We start from the raw sequence: 24,877 nt of genomic DNA on the forward strand, positions 1-24,877 counted from the left end.
TATGGGCTTTATACAATATGTATTTAAAGGGAACTATATTAAAACAAATAAAAACAGAACTATTAAGTTTACGGCCAATTCAGACATAGAAGCATACGAAAAAATTGATTTTAAAAAAGATGGTTTTGAATCACTAAATTTAGTTGAACGTTATTATTTGCCAGCTACCGAAAATCAACTAGAGTATGCCAAGAAGTTGAATATCCAACTTCCTTTAAATGCAACTTTTATGGATGCAACATACGCAATTAGTAAAAAAGTTGATAATGAACGTGCTCCCGGCTCAGACTTGCTTGATTTCATAAAAGGTCGAGGGTTAGCCTATACTGATTTCTTTGGCAAGAAAGCTTGTTATAAATATGTTTTTCTTTCCTTAAAAGATTTAGACAAAATTGCATTTTTTATATTTTCTGTCTATCGTTTTTACTCAAATGATAGACAAGGTAATCTAGATAAATCTCCATACAAAGATATCATCTATGATATTGCAAAAAGAGTATACAATCACCCAACAGCGTTTAAATCTTTATTAAACAATTATACTGGTAGTGACCTACGTTTTTTCGGAACATTAAAAGGATATCATGATGAATCTTATTATGGTGGTAGCAAATCAACTACTATATTTAAACTAGTTTCTGCTGAGTTAATCAATGTTGGTTTACTCTCAAAAAACTCTTTGTCCGCAAGGCAGAGCTTAAAAAATAAGCAGCAAAATCCTCACACCCAAAATTCAATTCAGAATGATGTTCCAATAAAAACTAGTGAAAACAATAATATGTTCCAAAAATTTGATGTTTTTATAGAAAAAGAAAACCAAAGAATTCTACAAATAGAAAAAGAACATCCTAACCGAAAAAAAATTAACAGTGTTCTTTGGCCAATTGTTATTATCTTAATCATATTAGCTTTATATTTATGGTTATTTTAAAATAAAAAATCCCCCGACTGCTCCAACAGCCGAGGGAAAATTGAATAGAATACCTGAAGTAGGTATACACTCAATCCGCAAATTGATTATACCACGCTTCAGGTTAGCTTTGCTATACCCAAAGGAGCGTGTTTTTTTATGCCTAAAGTAAAAGTAGGTATTTATATCCGGGTATCTACACAAGAGCAAGCCACCGAAGGCTACTCTATCGATGCCCAAACCGATAGATTAACCAATTATTGTAAATCTAGAGACTGGTCTATTTACAATACCTATATTGATGGTGGATTTAGCGGATCCAATACTAACCGTCCAGCCCTTCACCAGCTCATGCAAGATATAAAAGATAAAAAGCTTAATTGTGTTTTAGTGTATAAGTTGGATCGTCTATCACGCAGCCAAAAAGATACACTCTATCTGATTGAGGATGTCTTTTTAAAAAATAAAATAGACTTTGTATCACTTAATGAAAACTTTGATACTTCTTCACCTTTCGGCCGGGCCATGATAGGTATCCTTTCTGTATTTGCTCAACTTGAACGAGAACAAATAAAAGAACGTTCTCTTATGGGACGTATCGAACGTGCCAAAAATGGTCTGTGGCATGGTGGTGGCTTTGAGCCTTTTGGATATAATTACATAAACGGTCAATTAATAGTTAACGAATATGAAGCTAATATTGTTCAGGAAGCTTTTGAACTATTTTTACAAAAACTTCCCATCCATAGGATTAATCGCATTATTTCTGAAAAATATGGTAAAGATTTTCATGAGACCGTATTACGCAGCATATTAAGTACAAGATTATATACCGGCAAAATTTCTTATCTTGGTGGCATATATGATGGCCAACATCAAGCCATTATAAGCGAAGATACGTTTAAGGCTGCTGAAATGCTATTGGCGTACAGAAAGAAAAAATTTAGCAATAGCAATCCATTTAAAGCAACCAAATTACTAGGCGGAATATTGTATTGTGCCCACTGTGGAGCACGCTACTTGGCCAAAGGTAATTATAGTGGACATGGTGATAAAAAAGTTTATCGGCCATACTATACTTGCTATTCACGAGCAAAAAGTACCAAGAAATATATTGTAGATCCCAACTGTAAAAATCCATCATACGCTGTTGTTGTATTAGACGAAATCATTATAAATGAAATCAGAAAGCTATTTATTGACAAAGAGTATCTATATTCTGCCAAAAATGCAACCGCAACTTCTAATACTGTTAATAAGCAAAAATCGATTTTAAAACAAATAGATTCTATACAGTCTCAAATAAGCCGACTGCTAGACCTGTATCAAATTGATGGTATCTCTATTGATGATATCCAAGACCGCATCAAGAAGTTGCAACATGAAAAAGACGTTTTAGAAGAAACCCTTTCCAATTTAAAAACTAGCCAAAAGAAAAAGCTAACTACCAATGAAGTATTATCAATGGAAGCTAGCTTTAATGAAATCATGGAAAATGGAACTGACATGGAAAAACAAACTATTGTCCGTACGTTAATTGACAAAATCATAGTACATGAAGAGCTGAACAGCTTTGAAATTATTTGGAATTTTTAATCTATAACTCTGACAAGTTTTGAAATCACTTCCACGTGTACAGGTCATGGAAAATCCCCCTTTCCTCCCAAAAGGGCTGTGGCTGGTTAGTAGTTGCTTTTTATGATAGTAAGGGGCGGCAGCACTTTAGGCTGTCGCTCCTTGACTGCCTAACTGCAAAACCGGGCGGGGCTGTCAACGGCGGGCGAAGCCCGTTCATCTTGACCGTTGACTGGCTCGGCCAGGTTTGCTATTTATCCGGCAAACTTGAATTTATTTTAAGCTATCACGTTTTACCTTTTTAAGCCTTACTATCATTACCATAGGAATTTCTTTGTTGTTTTTGAAACATTCTTCATAAAATCCATCAATGACAAATCCAGCTCTAAAACAAAGGTTAAAAATATCTTGTATGGAACGATGATAATAAATCTGCTCCTCCGGTTGCCCTTCAATCGCTATACCATAGTAACTGTGCGGTGTCATATATTTTTCAGTCAACGTGATAAAACAAGGGTGTTGCGTTGCAAAGACAAAAATTCCGCTTTCCTCCAACAGTTCATAAACAGCCATAAGAAGTGGTTCAATATCCGTAATATCCATAATTGCCATATTAGAAACTGCTTTCGTAAAGGCTCGATTTCTTTTTAATTCTAATATACTTTCTCTATTGGTCGCATCCGCTACACAAAATTCAATTTGTTTTGCATATTGTGATTGCCGTCTTTTAGCCAATTCTATCATTTTTTTGCTGTAATCAAAAGCGACAATCGAAGCGCCTCTTTGTGCAAGATACGAAGAATAATTTCCATTGCCACACGCAATATCCAAAATGTAATCCGCAGGATTAGGAGATAGAAGTTCCGTTACTTTGGGACGCACTACCTCTCTGTGAAATTCATTAGATTTGTCACCCATTGCATTATCCCAAAATTGTGCGTTTTTCTCCCAGATTTTTTTACTTTCCTCTGTTCCCATGTTCTCTCCCACTCCCAAAATTTGCCTTTTTGCTTCCATTAAATCTTCCTTACTATATTCCATTGTTACCCTCCATAACTTCTGATTGTTGCCGTCTTGACTATTATGTATCTTTTCTTTCCAAAATGGTATAGGCTTTTATTTTTATAATGCTGCAAAACTTTTCTTCTGTAAGGTATTCAAAGGATATTTCCCTTTGCCGCCGCTATTGGAAAGCCAAAAGCAGCGGCTTTTTTACGCGATATGACCGAAAAGTCTAGAAAGCAGGATATGTCATCATTTGTCATTTCTTCTCAATGTAATAACTGCATGGCATATCAAGCCAAATACAAGAGAAAAACAGCCACCGCCAAATAGTGATGCTCCCCACCCTGCACCCGACATTGTCATAAAACCGCCAACAAAGAAAATACCAATGCCAAGAAATATCCCGACACCATAAAAAAGTCCAATTGCCATATCATACTTATTAAATTGTCGTTTCTCTTTTTTTTCACATGTTTCCATTTTTGTTATTACCTCCTTCGCAAAATCGTCCATGTGGACTCCAAAAAGAAAACAAATTTTTTTCAACGTATTTAAATCGGGTTCATTAACATCTCTCTCCCAATTCGATAGCGCCTGCCGGGTAACATTCAATTCCCCAGCCAGTTCTTCCTGTGTCATTCCCGATTGTGTTCGCAGATGACGTATTTGCTTTCCTGTTGTAATATCCGTCTGTTTCTGGTTCAAAATGGTTCCTCCTCTCTGATGCTGATTTTATCAATGATATTTCGCAATAGCCAGCAATGAACGCTTGCATTGCGCAAGACGTTACATTATCTTCTGAAACATATGCCGGATCTTGTCTAAACGGCTGTTCGGGCGGCGTGGCTGAAATACAGGCTCGCCGGAAGTTTCCTGATACCCTTTTAATTCTGTAATGCAGACACTTCTTCCATTTGTATAAAAATTCAGATCATTCCTATATTCACCGATACAACGGGCAGGGATTTCACCCTTAAAAATAACTTCATCTTTTTCAAGTCTGGTTGATTCAATGATTGCGCAATACTTTGGTGCATCATTATAAGCCCGTGAAAGATATTCCTGCGGTGCAAAAAGGGTAAAGGAAAGGTATGGTTCCAACAGTTGTGTCCCTGCTTTTTTCAATGCCTGCTCCAACACGACAGGCGCAAGAAAACGAAAATCAGCGGGGGTGCTGACCGGGCTGTAATAAACTCCATAATCAAAACAAATTTGGCAGTCTGTCACTCCCCAGCCATATAAGCCCTGCTCCATTCCATAACGCACACCCTCCATGACGGCATTTTGAAAACTTTGGTTTAAATAGCCGAGAGATACCTCGCTTTTATATTGTGTTCCGCTTCCAACAGGAAGCGGTGTTACAGTCAAACCAATAGATGCCCAAAACGGATTCGGCGGCACTTCAATATGAATCGTGCAGCTCGCTTTTTTTTGCGGTCTTTCCAGATAAATAACCGAAGGCTCTTTCATAGCCACGCCCACATGATATTTTTCTTCTAATAGCGAACAAATAACTTCTAACTGTACTTTTCCCAAAAAAGATAACATAATCTCATGGGTAACAGTATCAATGTCAAAATGCAAAAGAGGGTCTGTATCAGCAATCTCTGCGAGGGCATTTAACAGGGCTTCCCTTTGCTCCGGCTTTTGCGGCTCTACCGTTGTCCGAAGTAATGGCATGGGATTATCAATCCGTGTTTTGTGAGGCAGGAGTTTTTCATTTCCCAGGATATCGTTCAGTTTCAAAGTATCATCAGCTAAAATAACAATTTCTCCCGGACAGGCATGGTCAGCCGGGACGATTTCACCATTTGACGGAATACACATTTCTGTAATCTTTATTTTTTCCTTTTTTGACAGCAGCAGGGTATCCCGTAAATGGAGCGTCCCATGATACAGGCGTAAATAAGAAAGCCGTTTTTTCCGCTCTGTATACTCAACCTTAAAAACATATCCACATAATTCAGACTGAATATCGTCCGTTTCTGTAATGAAAGTTTCTATAATCGCTTCAATCAGTTTTTCTGTTCCTAAATTGTCTTTTGCACTCCCATGATAAACAGGAAACAAAGAGCAGCATCTGGTTCTTTTGCACTTTTCATATTGTAATTCCTGTATATCCAAAGAATCCTCTGCAACATATCGTTCTAATAGTTCATCGCTTCCGGAAATAATCATATCCCATTTGTCTAAATCAGAAATATCGGTCATGGTTATCTTTGGCGACAGGGAAACCTCCTGCATGACAATCATATCACTGGTAAGTTTATCTTTAATGCTTTGGTAAACACACTGCAGGTCGATCCCATTTTGGTCTATCTTATTTATAAAGATAATTGTCGGAATGTCCATTTTCTGAAGCGCATGGAATAATATACGGGTTTGTGCCTGTACGCCGTCTTTTGCTGAAATGACTAAAACAGCTCCGTCAAGGACAGATAAAGAGCGGTATGCTTCGGTTAAAAAATCCATATGACCGGGAGTGTCCACGATATTGATTTTATAATCATTCCAATAAAAAGAAGTAACCGCTGTCTGAATGGTAATTCCCCGTTGCCGTTCCAAAATCATAGTGTCTGTTCTTGTGGTCCCTTTATCCACGTTTCCCTGTTCCGCAATCGCTCCACTGGTGTATAGCAGACTTTCTGTCAATGTAGTTTTTCCTGCGTCTACATGGGCCAGAATGCCGATATTGATTATTTTCATGTGATTGTCCTCCCTTTACAGCCCCAAAGGGCATAAAAATCCCCAGCAGTAAAATACTTTTACCACTGGGGATTCTAATTTGCGGACATACACATATACAGCATACACCTATTTGTGATTGCTGTTTTTTGAATATGTCAAAATTGATAAGGCAAAAGTATTTAAATTGGGTACAAAAAACCAAGCCCCCACAAAAGGAGCTATCATAATTCTTTGTTCCCACTATTTGATTATAGTTTTATTTAAGAATACCTTGCCGCATATTTTTTACTCCTTTTCTGGAATGAAGCTATTATATCACATCAGTTTTAGGAAAGAAAGTACTTAAAAGAAATTTTTCTTCCCCTTATATGTAACAATCATACCGGCTTCCTGGTGTTCAGAATGGTTTCTGCTGTCTGCTGTGGTGTTTGATTGGAATTGTCCAGCCAAAAGCCGATCCGTGGTGTTGTCTGCATAAATGTATCGTATAAGGTTTCAACCGTAAAGCCGGAATAGCCTGTTTTCTCCCTGTATCGTTCCCTTTCTTTTATTGTTTCCACATCTGGACAAAGAACGACAACCTCAACAGGGTATTTATGCAGATAATTTATCATTCGGTTTAATTCATCACCGTAGTAGTTATCTTGGATCACTACAGAAAAGCCGTTGTCAAAGTATGACCTTGCCGCATCAGCAGTCAATTTGTATCGAAGGTACAGCTGGCGGACTGCTTCCGCTGATGGGGTAGCTGACATATTTTCTCTGCCTGAAATAATCATTTTTCGGAACACATCACCACGAAGATGGACGCATTTTTCTATTGATTTTGCCAGTAAATCGGAAACTGTAGATTTTCCAGAAGCCATTAAGCCTGTAATGAGATAAATTTTTTGTTTCATTTCACTTCCTCCGGCACAAAAAATATGTACATGTAACTAATTCAACACATTTATAATTTGAATAGGGACATTATAGCATTTACTAAATACAAATTCAATGTATACGGAAAGAAAGATATAAGGAGTGGGAGGGATTCCGCCGTAGTCGGCATTGTAGGAAAATCCAAAAGTTTAGATTTTCCCACAATGCTTATCTTTTGGTCTTTGGTTCGGAATAGTGTAGTGCTGGCGGTCTATCTCTTGTTTTCGGTTGCTTGCTTCCTTACCGTACATGAGCATTAGCACCAGGGTTATCATTACCATAACCTTCCATTAAGTTAATAACTCCCCATGCTCCTAAACCTGCACCAATTGCAGTTACAAGTGTCTTTAAAACTCCAACTCCAGCTGTAAAAAATTCCATATTATTCCTCCTCGTTTTCTTTCTTATTTTCTATTTTGTTTAGTGATTTAACTATAAAATTCTTGTAGACCTTATCTCCTTTTTTGTTTTCTTTGAAATATCCAAAGACATGGATTAGATCTCCTTTTTCAAATTCTTTTGCAATTTCTACCTTTTCTCCATATACTGAGCAATTTGTATATTCTTTTCCTTTTCCATATTTTTTAACAAGAGCAAAATTTGCTACTTGAACATTTTCTCCATCTTTTTCAAATTCTGAAAATTCAGCTTCCTTAACTAAATTTGCATTAATATTTATCATTTCTCTATCCATTAATTTCTTCTCCTTAATCTAAAAATTTCAATTAAAAAAGCGACTGAACTTATATTTCAATCGCTAAATTTCTTATATATTAAATTATTTAAGTGGGACTTCTTATCCTTACCATTTAAACCTCCTAATTTTGAGTATAAAAAAAGACGATAGATTTTTTAATTTCTATCGCCTAACATCTATCTGTATTAATTTTTTTCATTCAAAAAAATAGTTTCTGTTTACTTGTGGTGATTCTATTGTTTTAATGTCTGAGTCTGACATATTGTTCATCCTTTATTACTCTGCGGTGTTAAGGTATCAAATATAGATTTGATGTCGAAATCATCAGTGTTAAATTATTTTTGTGACCACAAATGCACTTAGAAAATCCCTTAAAGCATTTATATAATGGGTGATCGCAAAATAGTGTATGAAATCTTTTGTAGACTTTGCTAAACTACTGCACACCTTTAGTACAGTATTAGCTGGTTCACTTGAATAGGGAGTTGTAAAAAAAGTTCCCTTAGCCTGCACAACAAGATAATTTCGAAACATCTTTATCGAACGTAAGTGCAGCTAATTTTAGCCCTTCAGCCATTGTTAAATATGGTGCTAGGGTTTCTGTTAAATCTTCTATCGTTAAGTTAAATTTAACAGCTAATGATGCTGCATAGATGACATCTCCTGCATTCTCAGATACAATATGAACCCCTAATACTTTTAGTGTTTCTGCATCTGCTACTAGTTTAAATACACCGGTTGTTTCACGGTTTACAATTGCTCTTGGAACAGCATCTAAAGGTAATACAGATGTCTTCACATCATACCCTTTCTCTTTTGCTTGTTCTTCTGTTAGACCGACCGTTGCAACCGTTGGATTCGTAAACGTAACAGCAGGAACTACCGATAAATCTATTTTTTTGTTTAACCCACCGATAGCATTATCAGTAATAATTCCACCTTCATAGGCTGCTACATATACAAATTGCGGTCCTAACGTCACATCTCCTGCTGCATAAATCTTTTTATTACTTGTTTGACCAAAATCATTGATCAGGATTTCATTATTTTTTCCGGTTTCAACACCTGCCGCACTTAAATTTAAAGAATCCGTATTTGGTTTTCTTCCAGTGGCAACAAGTAACTGATCTGATTCAATAACTTCTTTACTGCCATTTACTGTTACGTAAACCTTTTTTATCTCTCCACTTTGTACAACACGCTCAAAAGTTGCCCCTTTGACAAGGTTTATACCCTGTTCAATTAACGCTTTTTCAACTGACTCTGAAATCTCAGGATCATACTCCTTTAAAAGTCGCTCACTTCTTTGCATAAGCGTTATTTCTGAACCTAAATGATGAAATAGTTGTCCAAGCTCCATTCCAATGTATCCTGAACCAATTATAGTTAATCGTTTTGGTATTTTCTTTAACTCAAGAAGTGTTGTACTAGTTAAATAGTCCGTTTCTTCAAGTCCTGAAATTTGGGGCAATGAAGGAGATGCACCTGTTGCAATTAAAAAGCGTTTTGCAGATAACTTTGCCCCATTGACCTCAACCGTACTAGCATCAACGAATTTTGCTTCACCTTTAATTAAATCAAAATTATATTCATCAATTAAATCCACATATTTTTGATTACGAAGTTCGCTCACCAATTTATCCTTTTGCGTGATTAAACTAGCTAAATCCACTTCTCCAGCGGATGTTTGTAAACCTTTAAACGGATTGTCTTTTGATAAATGATTGATTTCCCCTGCCCTAAGAAGAGTTTTTGACGGAACACAGCCAATATTCACACAGGTTCCCCCAACCGTTCCACGCTCAATCATTCCAACTTTTGCACCGTATTCTGTAGCTTTAATTGCCGAAGAAAAGGCAGCAGCACCAGAACCAATAATAAGAAGGTCATAATCGTCTTCATTAATTAACGCCACGTTTTCTAGTGATGATAGTTCTTCAATTTCTCTGGCTTTGTAATTTGCTTCATCAATCGCCTTTATTGCACTTTCAACCTCAATATCATTGGGTAGTTCAAATACTGCTTCACCACGACGAAAACTAGACTCAATATTTTTAGCACCTATCTTTTCAAGTGCTGATTCAACATGTTTTTCACAACCCGCACAGGTCATTCCTTGAATGTTTACCTTAAATTTATTCATAATAAATCCCCTTTCGTTAATCTCTCATGTTAATGTTTCTATTATTGGACACGAATGTAATTGCTTTTCATCTGGACATCGTTGTTTTAAGTCGTCTAACATAGTTTCAATCCGTTTTAAATCCTCTATTTGTTTTTGAACTTCCATTTGTTTTTTAGAAACAAATTCGAACATATCTTGACAACGAACTCCATCTTTATCTACAACACTAAGTAATTTATAAATCTCGTTTAAAGAAAATCCAAGTTTCTGTATTCGTTTAATAAACCCAACACGCTTAACGTCATCATATGAATATATCCTATAACCAGCTTCCGTTCGGTGAGGTTCTTGTAGTAAATTTTTTCGCTCGTAATATCTAATCGTTTCTTTATTAACGCCACATTTTTCTGCAAACTCACTAATACGGTAAATCATCTTATTTCACCCCCATGAATATTATAAATCGTGTACCATAGTACGCGGTCAAGTAAATTGGACTATTTTATTTTTTTCCCAACGTATCAATCGTATGTGATTTATACTTTTATAATACTATTGATTGTCCTAACATCCCACCAGAAAATCCGATGCATTATATAATTTATTCAAAAATAATTTAGTAGAATGCTTCAAAATTTTTTTGTCTATTTTATTATTATATCATTTTTAGGTGTTTTTCTATATCATCTTCCTATGGTACTTGAAATTTCTCTAATAAAGTTAAAACATCTTACCATTCCTCATCCCTGTAATAATCTTTTGTTTTCTCTTTTTTCTTTTTGTATTTTTCCTGTTGCTCTTGTTATTTTTTAATCTTTGATATTACACTTGGTTTCTCTCCACGCTTGATTGCCTTATATGGAACATATCCAAATTAGTGGGGACTAAAATAGAAACAAATTCCATAATTATAGACAAATAAATAAAAATAATTAAGGATGATTTTCTATTTTCACACATTTTGCTTTCTCCATAAACTCAAATGTTTAACCTATTTATTTTATAACTTGATTTTAACTTTACCTTATCTCTATTTGTTAGATACTCTTCCACATCAAACAAGTTCTTCTTATCATAATCTTCCAACAACTTGTAATTCTTATGCTTTGTAATATCAAATTTATCAGATAAGAAAGGTCTTACTCCTCTTAGCTGGTATATACACTTACCACCATCCATTACAGTTATTTCATCTTGGTTCATAAGTTCCTTACCAGTCTTTTGATAATTTAATCCAAAAGATTTTTGATTTGATCTTGTTTCTGATGTGTTATATAGGTCTATGGTTTCTTTTCCTAAGGTTTCTGATAACTCTTTTACAGTTGTTTTTTCTTTTCCTCCTAGAAAGAGTGTTGAGTCACAGTTACCAACTATTGTATCTGCATGGTCTTTGTAAATTGCTTTTAATTGAGATTGTGCTTGCAGAATTATACTTGCTGATATTTCTCTTGAACGAATTGTTGCAATTAGTTTTTCAAATTTAGGAATCAAACCAATATTTGCAAACTCATCAAGCAAACACCTAACATGAACTGGAAGTCTTCCACCATACACATCATCTGCCTTGTCACAAAGTAGATTAAATAGCTGAGAATACATTATTGATACTACAAAGTTAAAGGTATCATCAGTATCTGATATAATTACAAATAAAGCAGTTTTCCTATCTCCAATTTTATCGAGTTCTAATTCATCTTCACTCATTAGCTCTCTAAGCTCTCTTATATCGAAAGGTGCAAGTCTTGCTCCACATGATATTAAAATTGATTTTGCAGTTTTTCCTGTAACAACTTGTCAAGGACTTTCTAATCATTTTTATCGACTTTTTGATGTTTTTCTCTCTCCATTTCCCTAAGCATTATCCTTTTCAATTTATCTTGCATGGTTTCAGTCGCATTTTCATTAAAATGGACTACAACCTCGTAAGTTGCCCTTCCTATCTTCTTTATGGTCTTTGTTCCAGTATTTTGTTCATTTCTGTTTTCGTGCATATTATTTTCCTCCTATTAGTTGCAATTAAAAAAGACGATAGAATTTTATTTCTACCGCCTTTCGCAAGTCTTATAGCTATTCATTGAATAACGCTTTACCATTTACATATTAAATTTTCAAATCCTTATTGTTCAGCATTCCGCCAAACATCGTATGATACATATCCTTAGAGGATTCCTCTATCTTTGTAATACTTGATATTTTATTTCCTGCATCTTTTGATGAAGCTCCGCAAAGATAAAAGGCTTCACTGTCTGCTCCATAGTCAATGGCAATATATCTATCGTGATACTTTTTACCTGCTATTTTCATCTTCAGATTAATATTAGGGTAATCTTTTCTAAAATCGTTTAGGATATTTTTTGTCAGCATATCCTTGTTTTTCACATTGTCGCTAAAGACTATAATTTCAACATTGTCTTTTGCAGCCCTTAATAATTCTAAGGTTTTCAAGCCTATATAGTTGTCTATCACATAAATGCTTTTCTTTGCAGACTTATATATTTTGGTATAGGCAACATCTGCTTCAATCTTATCTCCGTTCATTAAAAGGAAATGCTTGTATGTGTCCGGATCTATAAAATTATCCATCACCTTTTTCAAATCTTCTTTTGTAGCCATTTGCGATTTTATTTCAGCTATATCCTTTGTGTTTTGATTTGTCTGTACTGCTATTTGAACTAATTCTTTTGAACCAATAAAATCTTGGTTTTCTATGATAAAATCTTTCATTTGCTTAAATGTTCTAACTAAAGCTCTGCTTTGCTTAACAGCAAGTTCACCTCTTAGTACAGTCATAAGCATATAGATTCCTTGTTCTGTAAAGGCATAAGGATTGTATTTAATATTACTTCCTCTACCAGTCCCTCTGTTCAAGGTGAAATTTTTGCACCTTGAAAGTTCTACCATTTCTTCGTCCGTTAATTGGAACATGAAGTCTTCACCTTCAAATTTTTCTGCGTTGTTTTTCACCTGTCTATTAAAGTTTTTTGTTTCATAACCATATATTTCAGCTAAATCTGAATCAAGCATTACTTTTTGCCCACGAATAAGATATATTTTTTCTTGTATAGTTTTATCATCTACAATAACTATCTCTTTATTTTCTTCTGCCATGAAATGCACCTCCAATATTATCTAAATTCTTTTATATTTTTCTACTCCACCTTCAGCTTTTCCGATGTGTTCCACATTTTTTACAAGTCTCTTATTTACATTTTCATAAAACCATCTGCCAATCAATGCCGGCGGTGTTGCGATTAACTCTCTCAAAACAAATTCTTTGCCCTTCGGTAAAGAGCTAATTTTGTTTAATAAGGTAGTATATAGGTCAGCATAGCTTGTATTTTTTTGTAAACTGCTACACTTACAATATTCAGTAACGCTTGGGAAACCTCCCTCTATTGCTTTTTTAGTTAAAATTTCAAGTTCTTCATCGGTTACAGTAAATTGAATTCGCATTTATATATCCTCTCCTTATAACTGAGTTTATTACCATATCATTATCATTTTATCATAAATACGATATTTTTTCCATACCACAAATTTAAGCCCCATTTTACACTTAGCAATAGTCTGATACCTGTTTTATCATTAACGCTCTAAAAACACCTTTCCACCGTCTTATACGAGGTCTACAAGTGTTCCCCCTTGTCATAATCTTCAAAGGTATATACTTTTGATTTACTGCTCTCCTTTAATTTCCCTTTGTCTTGTTCGTACCAATGAACTAAGGTCGCATAATGATCTTTATAGTTTCTTCCTGTGCTTTGCATATAGGTTGACAGCTTCTCTATCATTTTATCCCTATGACCTTGCATTTTATCCTTTAATTTTCCATATTCTTCATCAGTTAAGGAAACATTTTTATATTCTCCATAAAGGGAGGGGGATATTTTTTCTATCTCCCCCTCTTTCTCTAACTCTATATCTATCTCTTTATCTATCTCTATATCTCCGTTGCAGTTTTGTTGCAAAAGGTTGCAAGGTGTTGCACTGGTGTTGCATTGCAACGCTTTTTGTCCTCTCGATTTTCTTGAACGCCTTGTAGAAGCTGTTTCTGAACCTATAAGACTTGGGATTTCTGTTAAAAAATACTCGTCATTTTCTGTGATTATCTCCATCAATCCTTGTGCTACAAGATAATTTACTGTAACCATTACATCATCTTCCGTTTCATCAATCGTTAATGCAAGCTCCTTGATAAAGTCTGTTTCTACTCCGTCATAATACAGCTTCCCACTATCTTTTAAGCTAAGTAAAAGCAATTTGAGGTAAATGATTGTATAGGTATCTCCTCCTGATATTTTTCTTAGCCTTTTGATTCTCTTATCTGTAAAAAAATCTTCTTTCAATTTTAACCAATAGTATCTTCTGTTGTCTGCCATTTTTATCTTTCCTCCCCTTTATTTTTATAATTTTCTTTAGCCTTTTCCTTGGCTTTTTGTTTGTACTGCCTCTTTATTTCCTCTTGCTCTTGGAATTTTTTCAGTTGTGCAATTACACTTGGTTTATCTCCTCTCTTAATTGCCTTGTCTATCTCTATGGATAAATCTATTCCATACTCATCATTGACAATCTTTACTGCATATTTGATATGGTCTATCTGCTTAAATTCATCTTGTACTTTAGCTTTATCTTCGCTTAAGTCTTGTATCTCTTTTTCAAGGCTTGATATTTCTTTTTGCCAATCACTTAATTTTATGGCTGATGTCCCGGTAAATTTTTCTATAATCTTTCTTGCTCTTTGGTACTTATCTATTTCCTTTTTATGAGAATTGTAAAAGCTGTCTTTGAATATGGTTTTGCTTTTGTATTCCTGATAGACTTCTTTATTTTCTTTGATAGAGTCTATGCAACTTACACATTGATTTAGGTCTTTTATTCTTTGTGTTTTATCTTGAATATCACCACTTATTTTTTTACTTTGCTTTGCCAGTTCAAAGACTTTTTCTTGTAGGTCTGCTATGGTTTGAAGATGATTATCTTTCAAATAGTAGATTGCTTTTACAAATCTCTTTAGGTCTGCATTTCCCTTTTTTATCTGTCCATAGTAGGATAGATTTTTTGTTTTTTCTCCCTGTATTTCGTTGTAGATAGAAATATATTCATAGAGGTTAAAGAGTTCTGCTTTGTTCTCCAGTTCATCTTTCTTGGTCTGTTTATACTCATCGTATTTTGCTTGCAGATTTCCAAGTAAAGAGTCTATCCAAGAAGTGATTTCTTTTATCTTGTTCTTGATAGCTTTTACTAAAGAGTTATGTTTTTTTATTTCTCTGTTGATGTTTCCTTTGTCGGTTTCGATTCCTTTTTTCTCTAAGGCACTGGCACTTGCTCCCATGTGAATGGTTGGGATTTCTTCTATTCCTTGTCTTTTGTAGGAACGATGATCCACTCTCTTTTCTTGATGATTTTTTTCTAAATACTGATTACAAAGTCTTGCAAAATTCTTTCTCCATTTCTCTGCGTTGCCTTTATCGTTCCAGTCTGTCAGCTCTACTTTTCTTGTTTTGTAGTTTCCGCTTTTTAGTTTTATCTTTTCTCCGTTTTCATCAAGAACATATTCTTTTTTGCTTTTTGCCTGCCACTCTCCTTTTTCATTGATTGGTCTAAGGGTAGTCATAATATGAGCATGGATATTGTTATTTTCTTCATCACTTTCATCATGGATTGCAAGGTCTGCTATCATTCCTTTTGATACAAAATTTTCTTGTATGAAGTCGATAATGAGTTTCTTGTTTTCTTCAAAAGATAATTCTTTCGGTAAGGCGATAATGAAGTTTCTTGCAAGCTGTGCATTGCTTGCTTTCTCATTTAGTTCAACGCTATTCCATAAAGTAGTTCTATCTTTTAATGCTATGGGGACATTCTCTGGCAAGAAGATTTCTGAATGTAAAAGTCCTTTTTTATTATGATAGTCATGAACTTCTCCATCCCATTCATTTTTGATTTTCTCACAAGAGATATATGCTGCACTTGCAACTGCCGATTTACTCTTACCTCTGCTTATCATAGAAATATTAAAGTGAAATGTTTCTGCCACTTTTAAGCTCCTTTCATTTTTTTGTTTGTTTTCAGGTAAAGGAAAAAGCAGACAGGCTATTTTTTGTATCTTTTCCTATCTGCTTTATCCGTATGTTTTTATTAAGTTTTGGATTTTTAAAGACTTGCTAAAATCCCTTAGTTTTTCTAAGGGCGCAATTATACACCCTAAAGGGTGCTTTGCGTTCTGCGAAGCTTTTTGCCCTTGCAGGGAGCTTCTGAAAAAACTAAGTTTTTTTATTCTGTCTACTCGATGATTGTTTCATCTTCCATATCTTTCCCATTTATCATTTCTTCATAGGCTTGTCTGTATTCTTCTGTGTGAGTAACAACTTTAAGTAATTCTTCTATCTCCTCATTGGTAAATATTAGAGGATTTTTAATGACCCTTTCTACTATCAATCCCCTTTGTATGAGCCTATGATTTCTTCTTTTTCGTTCTTTTTCATTTGCAAGTTTTTCTAATTTCTTGCCTTGATTTTGTAATTGTTTCAGCTTCACATCGCACTTTTCTCTTTCTTGCTGAAGTTCAGAAATTTGTTCCTGTACTTCCTGTAATGTGTTTTCTTTCTTCATTTTTCATTCCTCCGTTTTGGTATCTGCTTGTTTCCATAAAGAAAGGTTAAGCACCTTTTTTTGACACTTAACCTTTCCAAGTTTTTAGATTTTATCTTCTAAAATCTTTCTCAGTTTTTCTAAAATCCTATCCCTCCTCCCACTGATTGCTTGATGTGTAACTTTCTCTCTTCTGCTGATTGACCTTAGACTTTCTTCTTTGTAGAAGATGGCTTCCATCAACTCTCGTTCTTCTTTTGAAAGAGTATTTAATGCTCTATGAAGTTCTTCAATTCGCATTTTTACTTCTACAATTTTTTCTAAGTCTATCTTTTCATCTATGATGTTATCTACAAAGTGTCCATCATGATCCAGTGCCGAAAATGGTATTACATTATGCTTCCAATCTTTTCTTTGGAGATACTTTTCATGCTCTGTTATCTTCCAATAGGCTTTGTAGACTTCTTCACTTACAGGTACGGCTTTGCCTTTTACATAAAGGTAATATTCTTTCTTTGCCACTTAGTCATCCTCCTTTTTAAGTTCTCTGTTTTGGTTTTGAGAATAAAAAAGGAGGACTTCTACACTTTGACGTAAAAAAGTCCTCTCGGCTTAAAAACTAATGTTTTATATAATTTTCTATTTTGTTGTTTCTGGTAAAGTATTATTGCTATGTGTAAGCAATTCCAAGAATAAAAAAGGATAATTATATCGTTCTGTGAAAACCGAAACTATAAGTTTTGACATAATTATCCCTCCATTATTTTCCCTCCTAAGTAAATTTATTATTAAATCACTCCTGCTTTTTCAAAATGCTTTTTGAGTATCTTTGTTGCAACGAATGCTCCTATGCAAGCAAGAACAAAAGTTATCAAGCCAAATCCTACTGCCCACGAAACTTTGAAATAAGATAATGCTTCATTTATTTGTGCTTCGCTCATTTTCCATTTTGATGCTCTTTCCACAAAAGAAGCTGTCCCGAATAAAATCACAGGAATTACTGTTCCTAAAAAATCTGCTAATGCAAATATCCCATATCCAATAATCATTCGTCCCTTGCTCTCATAATTTCCTATAATCAAATCACATATAATTCCACCGATTACAGCAAAGACTGCATGAGGCAAATGTCCTCCTGACAATGCAATTAAACCAAGAAGCGTTCCTGATATTGTAAATACGCCCTTCTTTTTAACTTTCAAAGCCATAAGTATATAAACGGTAGCAGCTACCATAAAGCTAACTCCTGAAGCAATAAATCCTCCAATCACTGTTGTTGCCATAGCAAATGCAACCACCATGTATATGACAATTCCAATTGCATTAAAGATTCCGATTGTAATAAAATCACGACCATTTAATTTGTTTTTCATAAAAGTCCTCCTAATAAATTTTCTGTATTACTATCACAAGAGCAATCATCAAAGCTCCTAATAGTCCAATCAACAAATCCGCCCATCTAAACCTCAATTTTGTCAATGTAACCCTGTTCTCATCACTATCAAGTCCTCTAATGAGTGCTGAAGCTGACAGTTCATCTGAAATCTTAATCATCCTCATTAAAAGTGGAACAAGCGTATATTCAATATATTTAAATGGATGTAGCAACGGGAAAAATCTACTTGTTACGATTCCTCGAATCTTCATATTCTCTTTTAATGCCTTGAGTTCTATTCTTATAGTTGGTACAAACCTAAGCAAAACACTAAAAGGTATACCAATGCTTCTTGGTACTTTCATTCTATTTAATGCTTCAAGCATTTCACTTACACTTGTAGTCTTTGTTATATATCCACCAAACATAGCAATTAAGGTCATCCTTGATGCAAAGTAAATAAACATATATATTGCAAATACGATACTTGCTTCACGAAACTTTCCAAGCCCTAACTCTATGCAGTATAAAAGCACAAAAAACAAAATAAAGCGTAATGCTCTTTTCCACATACTACTGTATACATACAGAAAAAAGGCAAAGACAATCAGTCCGAAAAGTAGGATTGTATCGCTTATAAAAAAGCTGGTAAAGGAGGCAATTGGAAGTAGAATAAGTTTTATTCTCGGATCGACTGTTTTTCTATCTATCAAGTTCTCTACCTCCTCTCATCTTGTCTAATATGAGAAATTTATTACTTTCACTCATATTCAGAACCTTTTCTATTTTTCCATCTCCCATTACCCATAGCTCACTCACTGTGTTTGCTAAAAACTCAAAATCATGACTTATCACCAAAACTGTTGTCCCATTTTTTAATTGTTCTTCAATCAATTTTGCGACTGAAAGCATTGAGTCTTTATCACAACCTGATGTTGGTTCATCATAGATAAAAACTTTTGCCTGTTTCATCATTCCACAAGCTATTGTCAGTCTTTGTTTTTCTCCTCTTGATAAAGCAAACGGATGCTTGTCTATATATTTATCTAAGCCAAGTACATTCAAAATAAACTTTGCCTTTTGGGTATTTTCTTTTTTATTTTTACTTGAAATACCAAGTAGCATTTCATCAAGTACACTTTCCGAAAACAACTGATAGTCTGAATCTTGAAAGACAAAATATGACATATCCATTAAATCTTTGTGATTAAGCGACTTATCTTTTCCCGCCCATATTGTCCCCTCTTTTATCTTCTCAAGTCCTGAAAGCACTCTTGCAAAGGTAGTTTTCCCAGTACCATTTAAGCCGATAAGACCAATGGCTTTTCCGCACTCCATATTGAAATCAAGATGATTTAAAATGTACTGTTTTTGCTTCTTTCCATTCTTAGCTACATTCGAATAGCAAAATCTCAAGCCTTTTCCGCTGATACTTTCATCCTTTAATTGATATGAATCTTTCTTCTCACTTATCCTGTATTCTTCTAATTCAAGAGTTCTTAATCCATTCTCATCCCAAAACTCCCCTTCAAGATGAATAACTTCTTCCCGACTCAAGTCCAGTGCAATTTCTCCATCTTTCACCAAAAGAAAACGGTCAAATAAAGATTTTACATAGTACAAACGATGCTCAATTAGAACAACTGTTGTTCCTTTTTTCTTTAATTTCTCCAAAATTAAAAACAGGTCAAATGTTGCTTTCATATCCAAATTTGCTGAAGGTTCATCTAAAATTAAAACTTTCGGATTCATCGCATAGATACTTGCAATAGCTATCTTTTGTTTCTGTCCGCTTGATAATTCAAAAACAGATTTTCCTTTCAGTTCCTCAATATCCAGTTCTGCATATACTTCTTCTACTCTCTGTTTTATTTCGTCTCTTGATTTGCAGATGGTTTGAAGCCCAAAAGCTATTTCTTCATCTGTCGTTGTCGTAAAAAATTGACTTCTTGGATCTTGAAATACAGTCCCTACAATATGCCCTATTTCATGAAGCGATAATTTGCTTATATCTTTTCCGGACGCAAAAGCTTCCCCTTGCATTTTGCCTTTGTAATAATGTGGAATAAGACCATTCATCACACTTCCAAGAGTGCTTTTACCACTTCCACTTTTCCCTGAAATTAAAACAAATTCACCTTTTCTAATTTCAAGATTGACATTTTTTAAAGCAGTTCGTCCATCTTCCCATTCATAATAAACATTTTTTAGCAAAATCATGGTTATACCTCATACTGAGCTTTCCATAATTTTGTGTAGTAACCATTTTTTGCAAGAAGTTCGCCATGCTTTCCTTTTTCAAGTAAATTTCCTTTTTGAAATACGAGAATTTGGTCAGCTTTTTGAATTGTTTTTAAATGATGAGCAACTACAAGTACGGTTCTATTCTTTGCAAGTTCTGTAATAGCATCTTGTATCAAAGATTCATTTACAGGATCAACATTACTTGTCATTTCATCAAGAATTAAAATCGGTGCATCTTTTAGAAAAGCTCTTGCAATAGATATTCTTTGTCTTTGTCCCCCTGAAAGAAGCCCACCATTTTCCCCAATATCAGTTTCATAACCCTTTGGTAAACTCATAATGAAATCATGTATCCTTGCCTTCTTTGCAGCTTTAATGATTTCCTCTTTTGTAGCTCCTTTTTTACCTACTCTGATATTTTCTTCAACCGTGTTATCGAATAGTTGAACATTCTGCATGACAATGCTAATACGGTCTAAAAGCTCATCATAAGGAATATCTCTTATATCAGTTCCTCCAAGTGTAATTTTCCCTTTATGCACATCATAAAATCTTAGAAGTAAGTTTGTTATAGTAGTCTTTCCACTACCTGATTCTCCAACTAAGGCTGTCATTGTTTTTTCAGCAATAGAAAAGCTCAATTTTTCCATTTTAAATTCATCTTTTTCATAGGAAAAATCTATGTTTTCAAAAGCTATATCATTATCTTCCGGAACAATTCCATTCACTTTATCCGGGATTACATCTGCATTTAAAATTCTTGAAAGTCTTTCGTAACTATCTACCGCCGAAACATAGTACATATAGTGTTGTTCCATAGAAGCGAACGGTTTATAAAACTCTTTTGAAATTACAGCAAAGATAATAAAATGAAGTACATCAAGATTTCCCTTTATAACAAGTATTGCTCCTGCAATTAAAAGAACTAAATATCCAATATCCAGTAAAAACCCAAATATAGATAGCTGTTTTGCCTTGAATCTTGAAGCTATTTTGCTTGTTTCTCCAAACTTTTTTGTCTTGTTCATAAGCTCATTATCCAAGCTTTTATTGTTTGAAAAACTCTTTAGTACAGGTATTCCTCTAACATATTCAACAAATAAGCTAACCATATCAAGAAGTGCTGAATTATTCTGATTCTCTATTCTTTCAGATTGCTTAATTGTCAGATATAGAAAGACAAGTGCAATCGGAACAGATACAGCCATTAGAATAGCAAGTTTGAAATCAATACTTGCAAAACCGATAAATACGACTGCACCTATCAAAAAATCGCCAAACATTCTCGACCACATGTGTCCTACAACAAGAGACATATTATCAACATCTTTGTGTAAAATTGTATTGATCTCTCCCAGTCTTTCATTGGTATAAAATCCCAAACTGAATTTTTTCAATTTAATAATCATGCGTTCTCTGATTTGCTGAACAATATCAAAACCTGCACTATGCTTTTTCATATCTGCAACCATATTACAAATGCCTTTGAATACTACAAGTAACCCAATTGCAATAAAACCTTTATATAAACTTGCTAAACTCGTCCCATCAAATATCTGAAACAGTATAGAAAATACGATAACAATCATGGCTATGGAGCTTAGTCCATAAAGGGCAAAGAATACACTTGATATAATCAAATCTCTCTTGCCGGTTTTTGTAAGCAGCTTTAACATTTCTCTAAACATTTTCTGTTACCACCTCTTTCAAATTCCATCTATCTACCTTGTTCTGTGCTTCAACCATATCCTTATAGAACTCACATCTTTTCATCAACTCTTCATGGCTTCCTGCATCAAGAACAACACCCTTATCCATAACTATAATTTGGTCTGAATCTCTAATTGTGTTTAGATGATGAGCAATTGTAATAATGGTTTTATCCTTGCTTAAATCGTCAATTGCTTCGCCGATTAGTCTTTCATTTTCACTATCAACAGCTGCCATTGCTTCATCTAATATTAAAATCGGTGCATTTTTCAGTATCATTCTTGCTATGGAGATTCTTTGTTTTTCTCCACCAGATAACTTAACTCCCATTTCACCTACTCGTGTTTCATATCCATTTGGCAATGCTGAAATAAAATCATGGCATCTTGCTTTTTTAGCAGCTTCTATGACTTCTTCTTTTGTTGCATTTAGTTTTCCAATTGCTATATTTTCAAAAATACTTAAATCAAAAAGGATAACTTCTTGTTGCACACTACCAATCAGCATTGAGATATTTTCTTGACTATATTCTTTTATATCTTTTCCATTTATCAGTATTTGTCCTTCATCTGCATCCCAAAATCCCATAAGCAAATTAGATACAGTACTTTTCCCACAACCACTTGCTCCTACAAAGGCGTTCAAACTATTTTTCTTAAAATTCAAATTGATATTTTTAAGCTCAAAGCTATCTTTTCCGTATGCAAAATTCACATCTTTAAATTCTATATTTCCAAATTCTAAACCTTGTTCTGTCTTTTTCTTTGGAAGCGGAACTGTTAAAACTTTTCCAATCGCCTTTAGTGCTTCCTTAAACACAATAGAAAAATGTTGCAATGTAGCCGTCTTACTTATAGATGCAGTAAAAGCAGACGATAAAATAATGGCAAGTATAAAATTAGGGGTTGTAATATTTCCATAGTAAAGAAATATACTTCCCAAAATCATGACAATAACTACTCCAATTTCCATAAATATGTCAATGAGTCCCATTGGAATTGTAATTGCTCCCATGCTCTTTTTAACCCAGTAAATATATTCTCTTGCCGTTTTTAATGTTCTTTCACTAATCTCCTCTTCTTTAGCAAAAGCCTTAATCACAGAAATATTTTTTACATATTCCATTAGCTCTTCTCTCATCTTATTTTCATGGTTAAAGTAAATAGCAAAGTTTTTATCCATTGTTTTCTGTGAAAGAACTTTTACCAAATACATGAGTGGAACTCCAGCAATCATTCCAAGAGCAAGACGCCAATCAACAAAAATCATAGCTACAAAAATAATGGTAGGCAGAAGTGTAACTGCCATTATTTCAGGAAGACCATGGGCAAGGTATACTTCCACTTGCTCTACATCATGTTGAACAATGTTGGTAAGCTCTCCTGTATTATGTTCTTTAAAGAATCCCAAACTTAGTTTTTTCAGATGACCGATAATATCTAACCTAAGTTCTGTTAATTTTTCGTATGCTTTCTCATGGGCAACCTTTGTTGCAAAATAATAAAACACTCCTTTTAATACAAACGATATAAAGATTCCCAAGAATATATACTTTAAATTACCTTCGTTAATATTGTTTGTGATTAAAGAACTAATCAAATATACAAGTAAGATTTGTGGTATCAAATCAAATACTATTTTTAAAGCAAGAAGTGAATTGGATAAACTATTTTTCCCAATCACTTTTTTCCTTAATTCTTTTTCCGGCATGAACAACTCTCCTTTCAAAATTGAATAATATTGAATTTTAATTCAGTATTAAGGTTTAAAGTAAGACTTTGCTGATTACGCAAAGTCTATTTTATCCGATCACTATATTTTTTTAAATTACTGTATCAGCAAATCAAAAATTATAGCACAATCTTTTTCCATTTTCTAATCTTAGTTCTAAACGTTCCAAAAGGGGCAACCGTATTAACATGAATAAACTTATAAACTTCCCATGTCGCTGTTTTAGTAGCTTCATCAGCCCATTTTCTCATATGCGGTTGAAATAATTCTTCTTCACTTAGTGTATCAATCATTGTATAGATAGATATAATATTTTCTTTCAATCGTTTCTTTAATTCTTCTATCGATAAATGAGCATAAGTATCGGTAAACCACTGATATAATTCTCCAAGTTGATTCCATTTAAACATATCCGACGGTGTCTTTACTTCAAAACCGTTTTTCTCATCTTTTTCCCATTTCAAAACTAATGTTGTCCATCCGAGTTGATAAGCAAGATTTTCTGCTGGTGTTCTGTCAACTTCAGGGACTCTCTTATCTTTGAGAGATTCAGGAATAATATCAAATTCAGAAATATACTTTTCAAAACTTTTATTTATCTCAGATTTCAGTTCTTCTTTATCTTTATATATCTTCAAAATATCTCCTCCAAAAATTTAAATTTATCGCATTTAAATATCAAATCAACTTACAATGATTCCACTCCCTTGTAATAACACTTTGCAATAAGTTTTAGCATATCTTTTGCCCACTTTTCACTTTGATAATGCCTTGCTATTTCAAGAAGTCCCTCTGTAAAGTTACTGGCTAAAATATGGGCAAGCATTGGATCATATTCCTGTTTCGATTGTCTTTTTAAACTTACTTCAATATGAACCTGCATTTGCGATATGAGTTTTTGTTTTGCTTCTGTATGCTTTGTACCTGAGCTTTTATCCATTAAAATAATTAACTTCTTACGATCTTTTAAAAGTTCATGAATATAATTTTCTCCAACTTCATCAAACCTTTCAGAAGCAGAACCTTTTTCCAAAGATTCTTCCTCATTAAAAGCTGACTCGAAGTTTATATAAACAGAACTTACTACTGCATCAAACAAAACTGCCTTATTTTTGAAATAGGTATAAATTAGTGCCACAGGAATATCTGCTTCTTTTGCAATTTCTGTTAATTTGGCACCTCTATAATCCTTTTTATAAAATACTTTTTCTGCTGCTTCGAGTATTCTATTTCTAACTTCTTCTTTTAATACTTGTGCCATAGCACACCTCTTTCTATTCCAATACTGAATCTATATTTAATAATAAA

At 34.1% G+C, this 24,877-nt stretch carries 24 protein-coding genes and 1 pseudogene; 2 read left to right on the forward strand and 23 right to left on the reverse strand.

The annotated features are described in order from the left end of the window. Position 1 precedes the first annotated feature (1 nt). Both EO126_RS02270 and EO126_RS02275 read left to right on the forward strand, forming a co-directional pair. Complete coding sequence (locus tag EO126_RS02270; protein ID WP_127007324.1) at positions 2 to 931, forward strand: hypothetical protein; 930 nt, start codon at positions 2 to 4, stop codon at positions 929 to 931. 138 nt (positions 932 to 1,069) lie between these two features. Beyond that, positions 1,070 to 2,506, forward strand: coding sequence for a recombinase family protein (locus EO126_RS02275; protein WP_127007326.1), 1,437 nt, complete (start codon positions 1,070 to 1,072; stop codon positions 2,504 to 2,506). A 252-nt stretch (positions 2,507 to 2,758) separates the two neighbouring features. On the opposite strand, the gene EO126_RS02280 is transcribed toward EO126_RS02275, so the two are convergent. The 23 genes and pseudogenes from EO126_RS02280 to EO126_RS02390 form a co-directional block, all read right to left on the reverse strand. Then, a complete protein-coding gene (locus EO126_RS02280) occupies positions 2,759 to 3,526 on the reverse strand; it encodes a class I SAM-dependent methyltransferase (RefSeq protein WP_003505400.1) in 768 nt (255 codons plus the stop codon). A 213-nt stretch (positions 3,527 to 3,739) separates the two neighbouring features. Beyond that, positions 3,740 to 4,195: an XRE family transcriptional regulator gene (locus EO126_RS02285; RefSeq protein ID WP_003505401.1), complete on the reverse strand. Its 456-nt coding sequence runs from the start codon at positions 4,193 to 4,195 to the stop codon at positions 3,740 to 3,742. 81 nt (positions 4,196 to 4,276) lie between these two features. After that, positions 4,277 to 6,196, reverse strand: a complete 1,920-nt coding sequence (gene tet(32) / locus EO126_RS02290) for a tetracycline resistance ribosomal protection protein Tet(32) (protein WP_003505402.1) — start codon at positions 6,194 to 6,196, stop codon at positions 4,277 to 4,279. Between the two features lie 359 nt (positions 6,197 to 6,555). Then, on the reverse strand, positions 6,556 to 7,077 hold the full coding sequence (locus EO126_RS02295) for a P-loop nucleotide/nucleoside kinase family protein (protein ID WP_003505403.1): 522 nt from the start codon (positions 7,075 to 7,077) through the stop codon (positions 6,556 to 6,558). 262 nt (positions 7,078 to 7,339) lie between these two features. Beyond that, complete coding sequence (locus EO126_RS02300; protein WP_006555731.1) at positions 7,340 to 7,480, reverse strand: Maff2 family mobile element protein; 141 nt, start codon at positions 7,478 to 7,480, stop codon at positions 7,340 to 7,342. A gap of 1 nt (position 7,481) precedes the next feature. Next, the gene (locus EO126_RS02305) at positions 7,482 to 7,793 is read right to left on the reverse strand and encodes a hypothetical protein (RefSeq protein WP_000373439.1); all 312 of its coding nucleotides are present in this window, start codon (positions 7,791 to 7,793) and stop codon (positions 7,482 to 7,484) included. A 505-nt stretch (positions 7,794 to 8,298) separates the two neighbouring features. Further along, complete coding sequence (merA, locus tag EO126_RS02310) at positions 8,299 to 9,939, reverse strand: mercury(II) reductase (protein ID WP_127007328.1); 1,641 nt, start codon at positions 9,937 to 9,939, stop codon at positions 8,299 to 8,301. A gap of 24 nt (positions 9,940 to 9,963) precedes the next feature. Further along, positions 9,964 to 10,356 carry an Hg(II)-responsive transcriptional regulator gene (gene merR, locus EO126_RS02315; RefSeq protein ID WP_127007330.1) on the reverse strand — a complete coding sequence of 131 codons (393 nt, stop codon included), beginning with the start codon at positions 10,354 to 10,356 and terminating at the stop codon, positions 9,964 to 9,966. Between the two features lie 543 nt (positions 10,357 to 10,899). Continuing rightward, positions 10,900 to 11,715 (reverse strand): annotated as a pseudogene (locus tag EO126_RS02320) (VirD4-like conjugal transfer protein, CD1115 family); the annotation flags it as partial. 11 nt (positions 11,716 to 11,726) lie between these two features. Further along, a complete protein-coding gene (locus EO126_RS02325; RefSeq protein WP_000545053.1) occupies positions 11,727 to 11,912 on the reverse strand; it encodes a transposon-encoded TnpW family protein in 186 nt (61 codons plus the stop codon). A gap of 109 nt (positions 11,913 to 12,021) precedes the next feature. Beyond that, on the reverse strand, positions 12,022 to 13,029 hold the full coding sequence (locus tag EO126_RS02330) for an ORF6N domain-containing protein (RefSeq protein ID WP_127007334.1): 1,008 nt from the start codon (positions 13,027 to 13,029) through the stop codon (positions 12,022 to 12,024). A gap of 21 nt (positions 13,030 to 13,050) precedes the next feature. Then, a complete protein-coding gene (locus tag EO126_RS02335; RefSeq protein WP_001222548.1) occupies positions 13,051 to 13,374 on the reverse strand; it encodes a hypothetical protein in 324 nt (107 codons plus the stop codon). A 173-nt stretch (positions 13,375 to 13,547) separates the two neighbouring features. After that, on the reverse strand, positions 13,548 to 14,300 hold the full coding sequence (locus EO126_RS02340; RefSeq protein ID WP_047199655.1) for a phage replisome organizer N-terminal domain-containing protein: 753 nt from the start codon (positions 14,298 to 14,300) through the stop codon (positions 13,548 to 13,550). Positions 14,301 to 14,302: 2 nt separating this feature from the next. Then, positions 14,303 to 15,955: a MobQ family relaxase gene (mobQ, locus tag EO126_RS02345; RefSeq protein ID WP_127007336.1), complete on the reverse strand. Its 1,653-nt coding sequence runs from the start codon at positions 15,953 to 15,955 to the stop codon at positions 14,303 to 14,305. Positions 15,956 to 16,200: 245 nt separating this feature from the next. Continuing rightward, a complete protein-coding gene (locus tag EO126_RS02350; RefSeq protein WP_127007338.1) occupies positions 16,201 to 16,530 on the reverse strand; it encodes a DUF3847 domain-containing protein in 330 nt (109 codons plus the stop codon). A gap of 84 nt (positions 16,531 to 16,614) precedes the next feature. Next, a complete protein-coding gene (locus tag EO126_RS02355; RefSeq protein WP_001074478.1) occupies positions 16,615 to 17,031 on the reverse strand; it encodes a sigma-70 RNA polymerase sigma factor region 4 domain-containing protein in 417 nt (138 codons plus the stop codon). A gap of 266 nt (positions 17,032 to 17,297) precedes the next feature. Further along, on the reverse strand, positions 17,298 to 17,882 hold the full coding sequence (locus EO126_RS02360) for an MptD family putative ECF transporter S component (protein ID WP_000791750.1): 585 nt from the start codon (positions 17,880 to 17,882) through the stop codon (positions 17,298 to 17,300). A gap of 10 nt (positions 17,883 to 17,892) precedes the next feature. Next, a complete protein-coding gene (locus EO126_RS02365) occupies positions 17,893 to 18,597 on the reverse strand; it encodes an energy-coupling factor transporter transmembrane component T (protein WP_000567178.1) in 705 nt (234 codons plus the stop codon). Continuing rightward, the gene (locus EO126_RS02370; RefSeq protein ID WP_127007340.1) at positions 18,587 to 20,104 is read right to left on the reverse strand and encodes an ABC transporter ATP-binding protein; all 1,518 of its coding nucleotides are present in this window, start codon (positions 20,102 to 20,104) and stop codon (positions 18,587 to 18,589) included. Before EO126_RS02370 ends, EO126_RS02365 begins: the two co-directional genes overlap by 11 nt. A 2-nt stretch (positions 20,105 to 20,106) precedes the next feature. Beyond that, positions 20,107 to 21,816, reverse strand: coding sequence for an ABC transporter ATP-binding protein (locus EO126_RS02375; RefSeq protein WP_127007342.1), 1,710 nt, complete (start codon positions 21,814 to 21,816; stop codon positions 20,107 to 20,109). Next, positions 21,809 to 23,548: an ABC transporter ATP-binding protein gene (locus EO126_RS02380; RefSeq protein WP_001114256.1), complete on the reverse strand. Its 1,740-nt coding sequence runs from the start codon at positions 23,546 to 23,548 to the stop codon at positions 21,809 to 21,811. The genes EO126_RS02375 and EO126_RS02380 overlap by 8 nt, the downstream gene beginning before the upstream one ends. Positions 23,549 to 23,688: 140 nt before the next feature. Beyond that, entirely contained in the window at positions 23,689 to 24,207 is a 519-nt protein-coding gene (locus EO126_RS02385) for a ClbS/DfsB family four-helix bundle protein (RefSeq protein ID WP_000708365.1), read from the reverse strand. A 50-nt stretch (positions 24,208 to 24,257) separates the two neighbouring features. Further along, on the reverse strand, positions 24,258 to 24,830 hold the full coding sequence (locus tag EO126_RS02390) for a TetR/AcrR family transcriptional regulator (RefSeq protein WP_000079884.1): 573 nt from the start codon (positions 24,828 to 24,830) through the stop codon (positions 24,258 to 24,260). Positions 24,831 to 24,877 lie beyond the last annotated feature (47 nt).

This window comes from Veillonella seminalis, assembly GCF_003992065.1.
Taxonomy (GTDB): Bacteria; Bacillota; Negativicutes; order Veillonellales; family Veillonellaceae; genus Veillonella_A; species Veillonella_A seminalis.

Coding starts and splice junctions, on each gene's coding strand:
- EO126_RS02270 (WP_127007324.1), top strand. CDS start 2: ATGGGCTTTATACAATATGTATTTAAAGGGAACTATATTAAAACAAAT.
- EO126_RS02330 (WP_127007334.1), bottom strand. CDS start 13,029: ATGGCAGAAGAAAATAAAGAGATAGTTATTGTAGATGATAAAACTATA.
- EO126_RS02390 (WP_000079884.1), bottom strand. CDS start 24,830: ATGGCACAAGTATTAAAAGAAGAAGTTAGAAATAGAATACTCGAAGCA.
- EO126_RS02275 (WP_127007326.1), top strand. CDS start 1,070: ATGCCTAAAGTAAAAGTAGGTATTTATATCCGGGTATCTACACAAGAG.
- EO126_RS02360 (WP_000791750.1), bottom strand. CDS start 17,882: ATGAAAAACAAATTAAATGGTCGTGATTTTATTACAATCGGAATCTTT.
- EO126_RS02375 (WP_127007342.1), bottom strand. CDS start 21,816: ATGTTTAGAGAAATGTTAAAGCTGCTTACAAAAACCGGCAAGAGAGAT.
- EO126_RS02370 (WP_127007340.1), bottom strand. CDS start 20,104: ATGATTTTGCTAAAAAATGTTTATTATGAATGGGAAGATGGACGAACT.
- EO126_RS02340 (WP_047199655.1), bottom strand. CDS start 14,300: ATGGCAGACAACAGAAGATACTATTGGTTAAAATTGAAAGAAGATTTT.
- EO126_RS02280 (WP_003505400.1), bottom strand. CDS start 3,526: ATGGAATATAGTAAGGAAGATTTAATGGAAGCAAAAAGGCAAATTTTG.
- merR (WP_127007330.1), bottom strand. CDS start 10,356: ATGATTTACCGTATTAGTGAGTTTGCAGAAAAATGTGGCGTTAATAAA.
- EO126_RS02350 (WP_127007338.1), bottom strand. CDS start 16,530: ATGAAGAAAGAAAACACATTACAGGAAGTACAGGAACAAATTTCTGAA.
- EO126_RS02380 (WP_001114256.1), bottom strand. CDS start 23,548: ATGCCGGAAAAAGAATTAAGGAAAAAAGTGATTGGGAAAAATAGTTTA.
- EO126_RS02325 (WP_000545053.1), bottom strand. CDS start 11,912: ATGCACGAAAACAGAAATGAACAAAATACTGGAACAAAGACCATAAAG.
- EO126_RS02300 (WP_006555731.1), bottom strand. CDS start 7,480: ATGGAATTTTTTACAGCTGGAGTTGGAGTTTTAAAGACACTTGTAACT.
- EO126_RS02305 (WP_000373439.1), bottom strand. CDS start 7,793: ATGGATAGAGAAATGATAAATATTAATGCAAATTTAGTTAAGGAAGCT.
- EO126_RS02295 (WP_003505403.1), bottom strand. CDS start 7,077: ATGAAACAAAAAATTTATCTCATTACAGGCTTAATGGCTTCTGGAAAA.
- EO126_RS02335 (WP_001222548.1), bottom strand. CDS start 13,374: ATGCGAATTCAATTTACTGTAACCGATGAAGAACTTGAAATTTTAACT.
- merA (WP_127007328.1), bottom strand. CDS start 9,939: ATGAATAAATTTAAGGTAAACATTCAAGGAATGACCTGTGCGGGTTGT.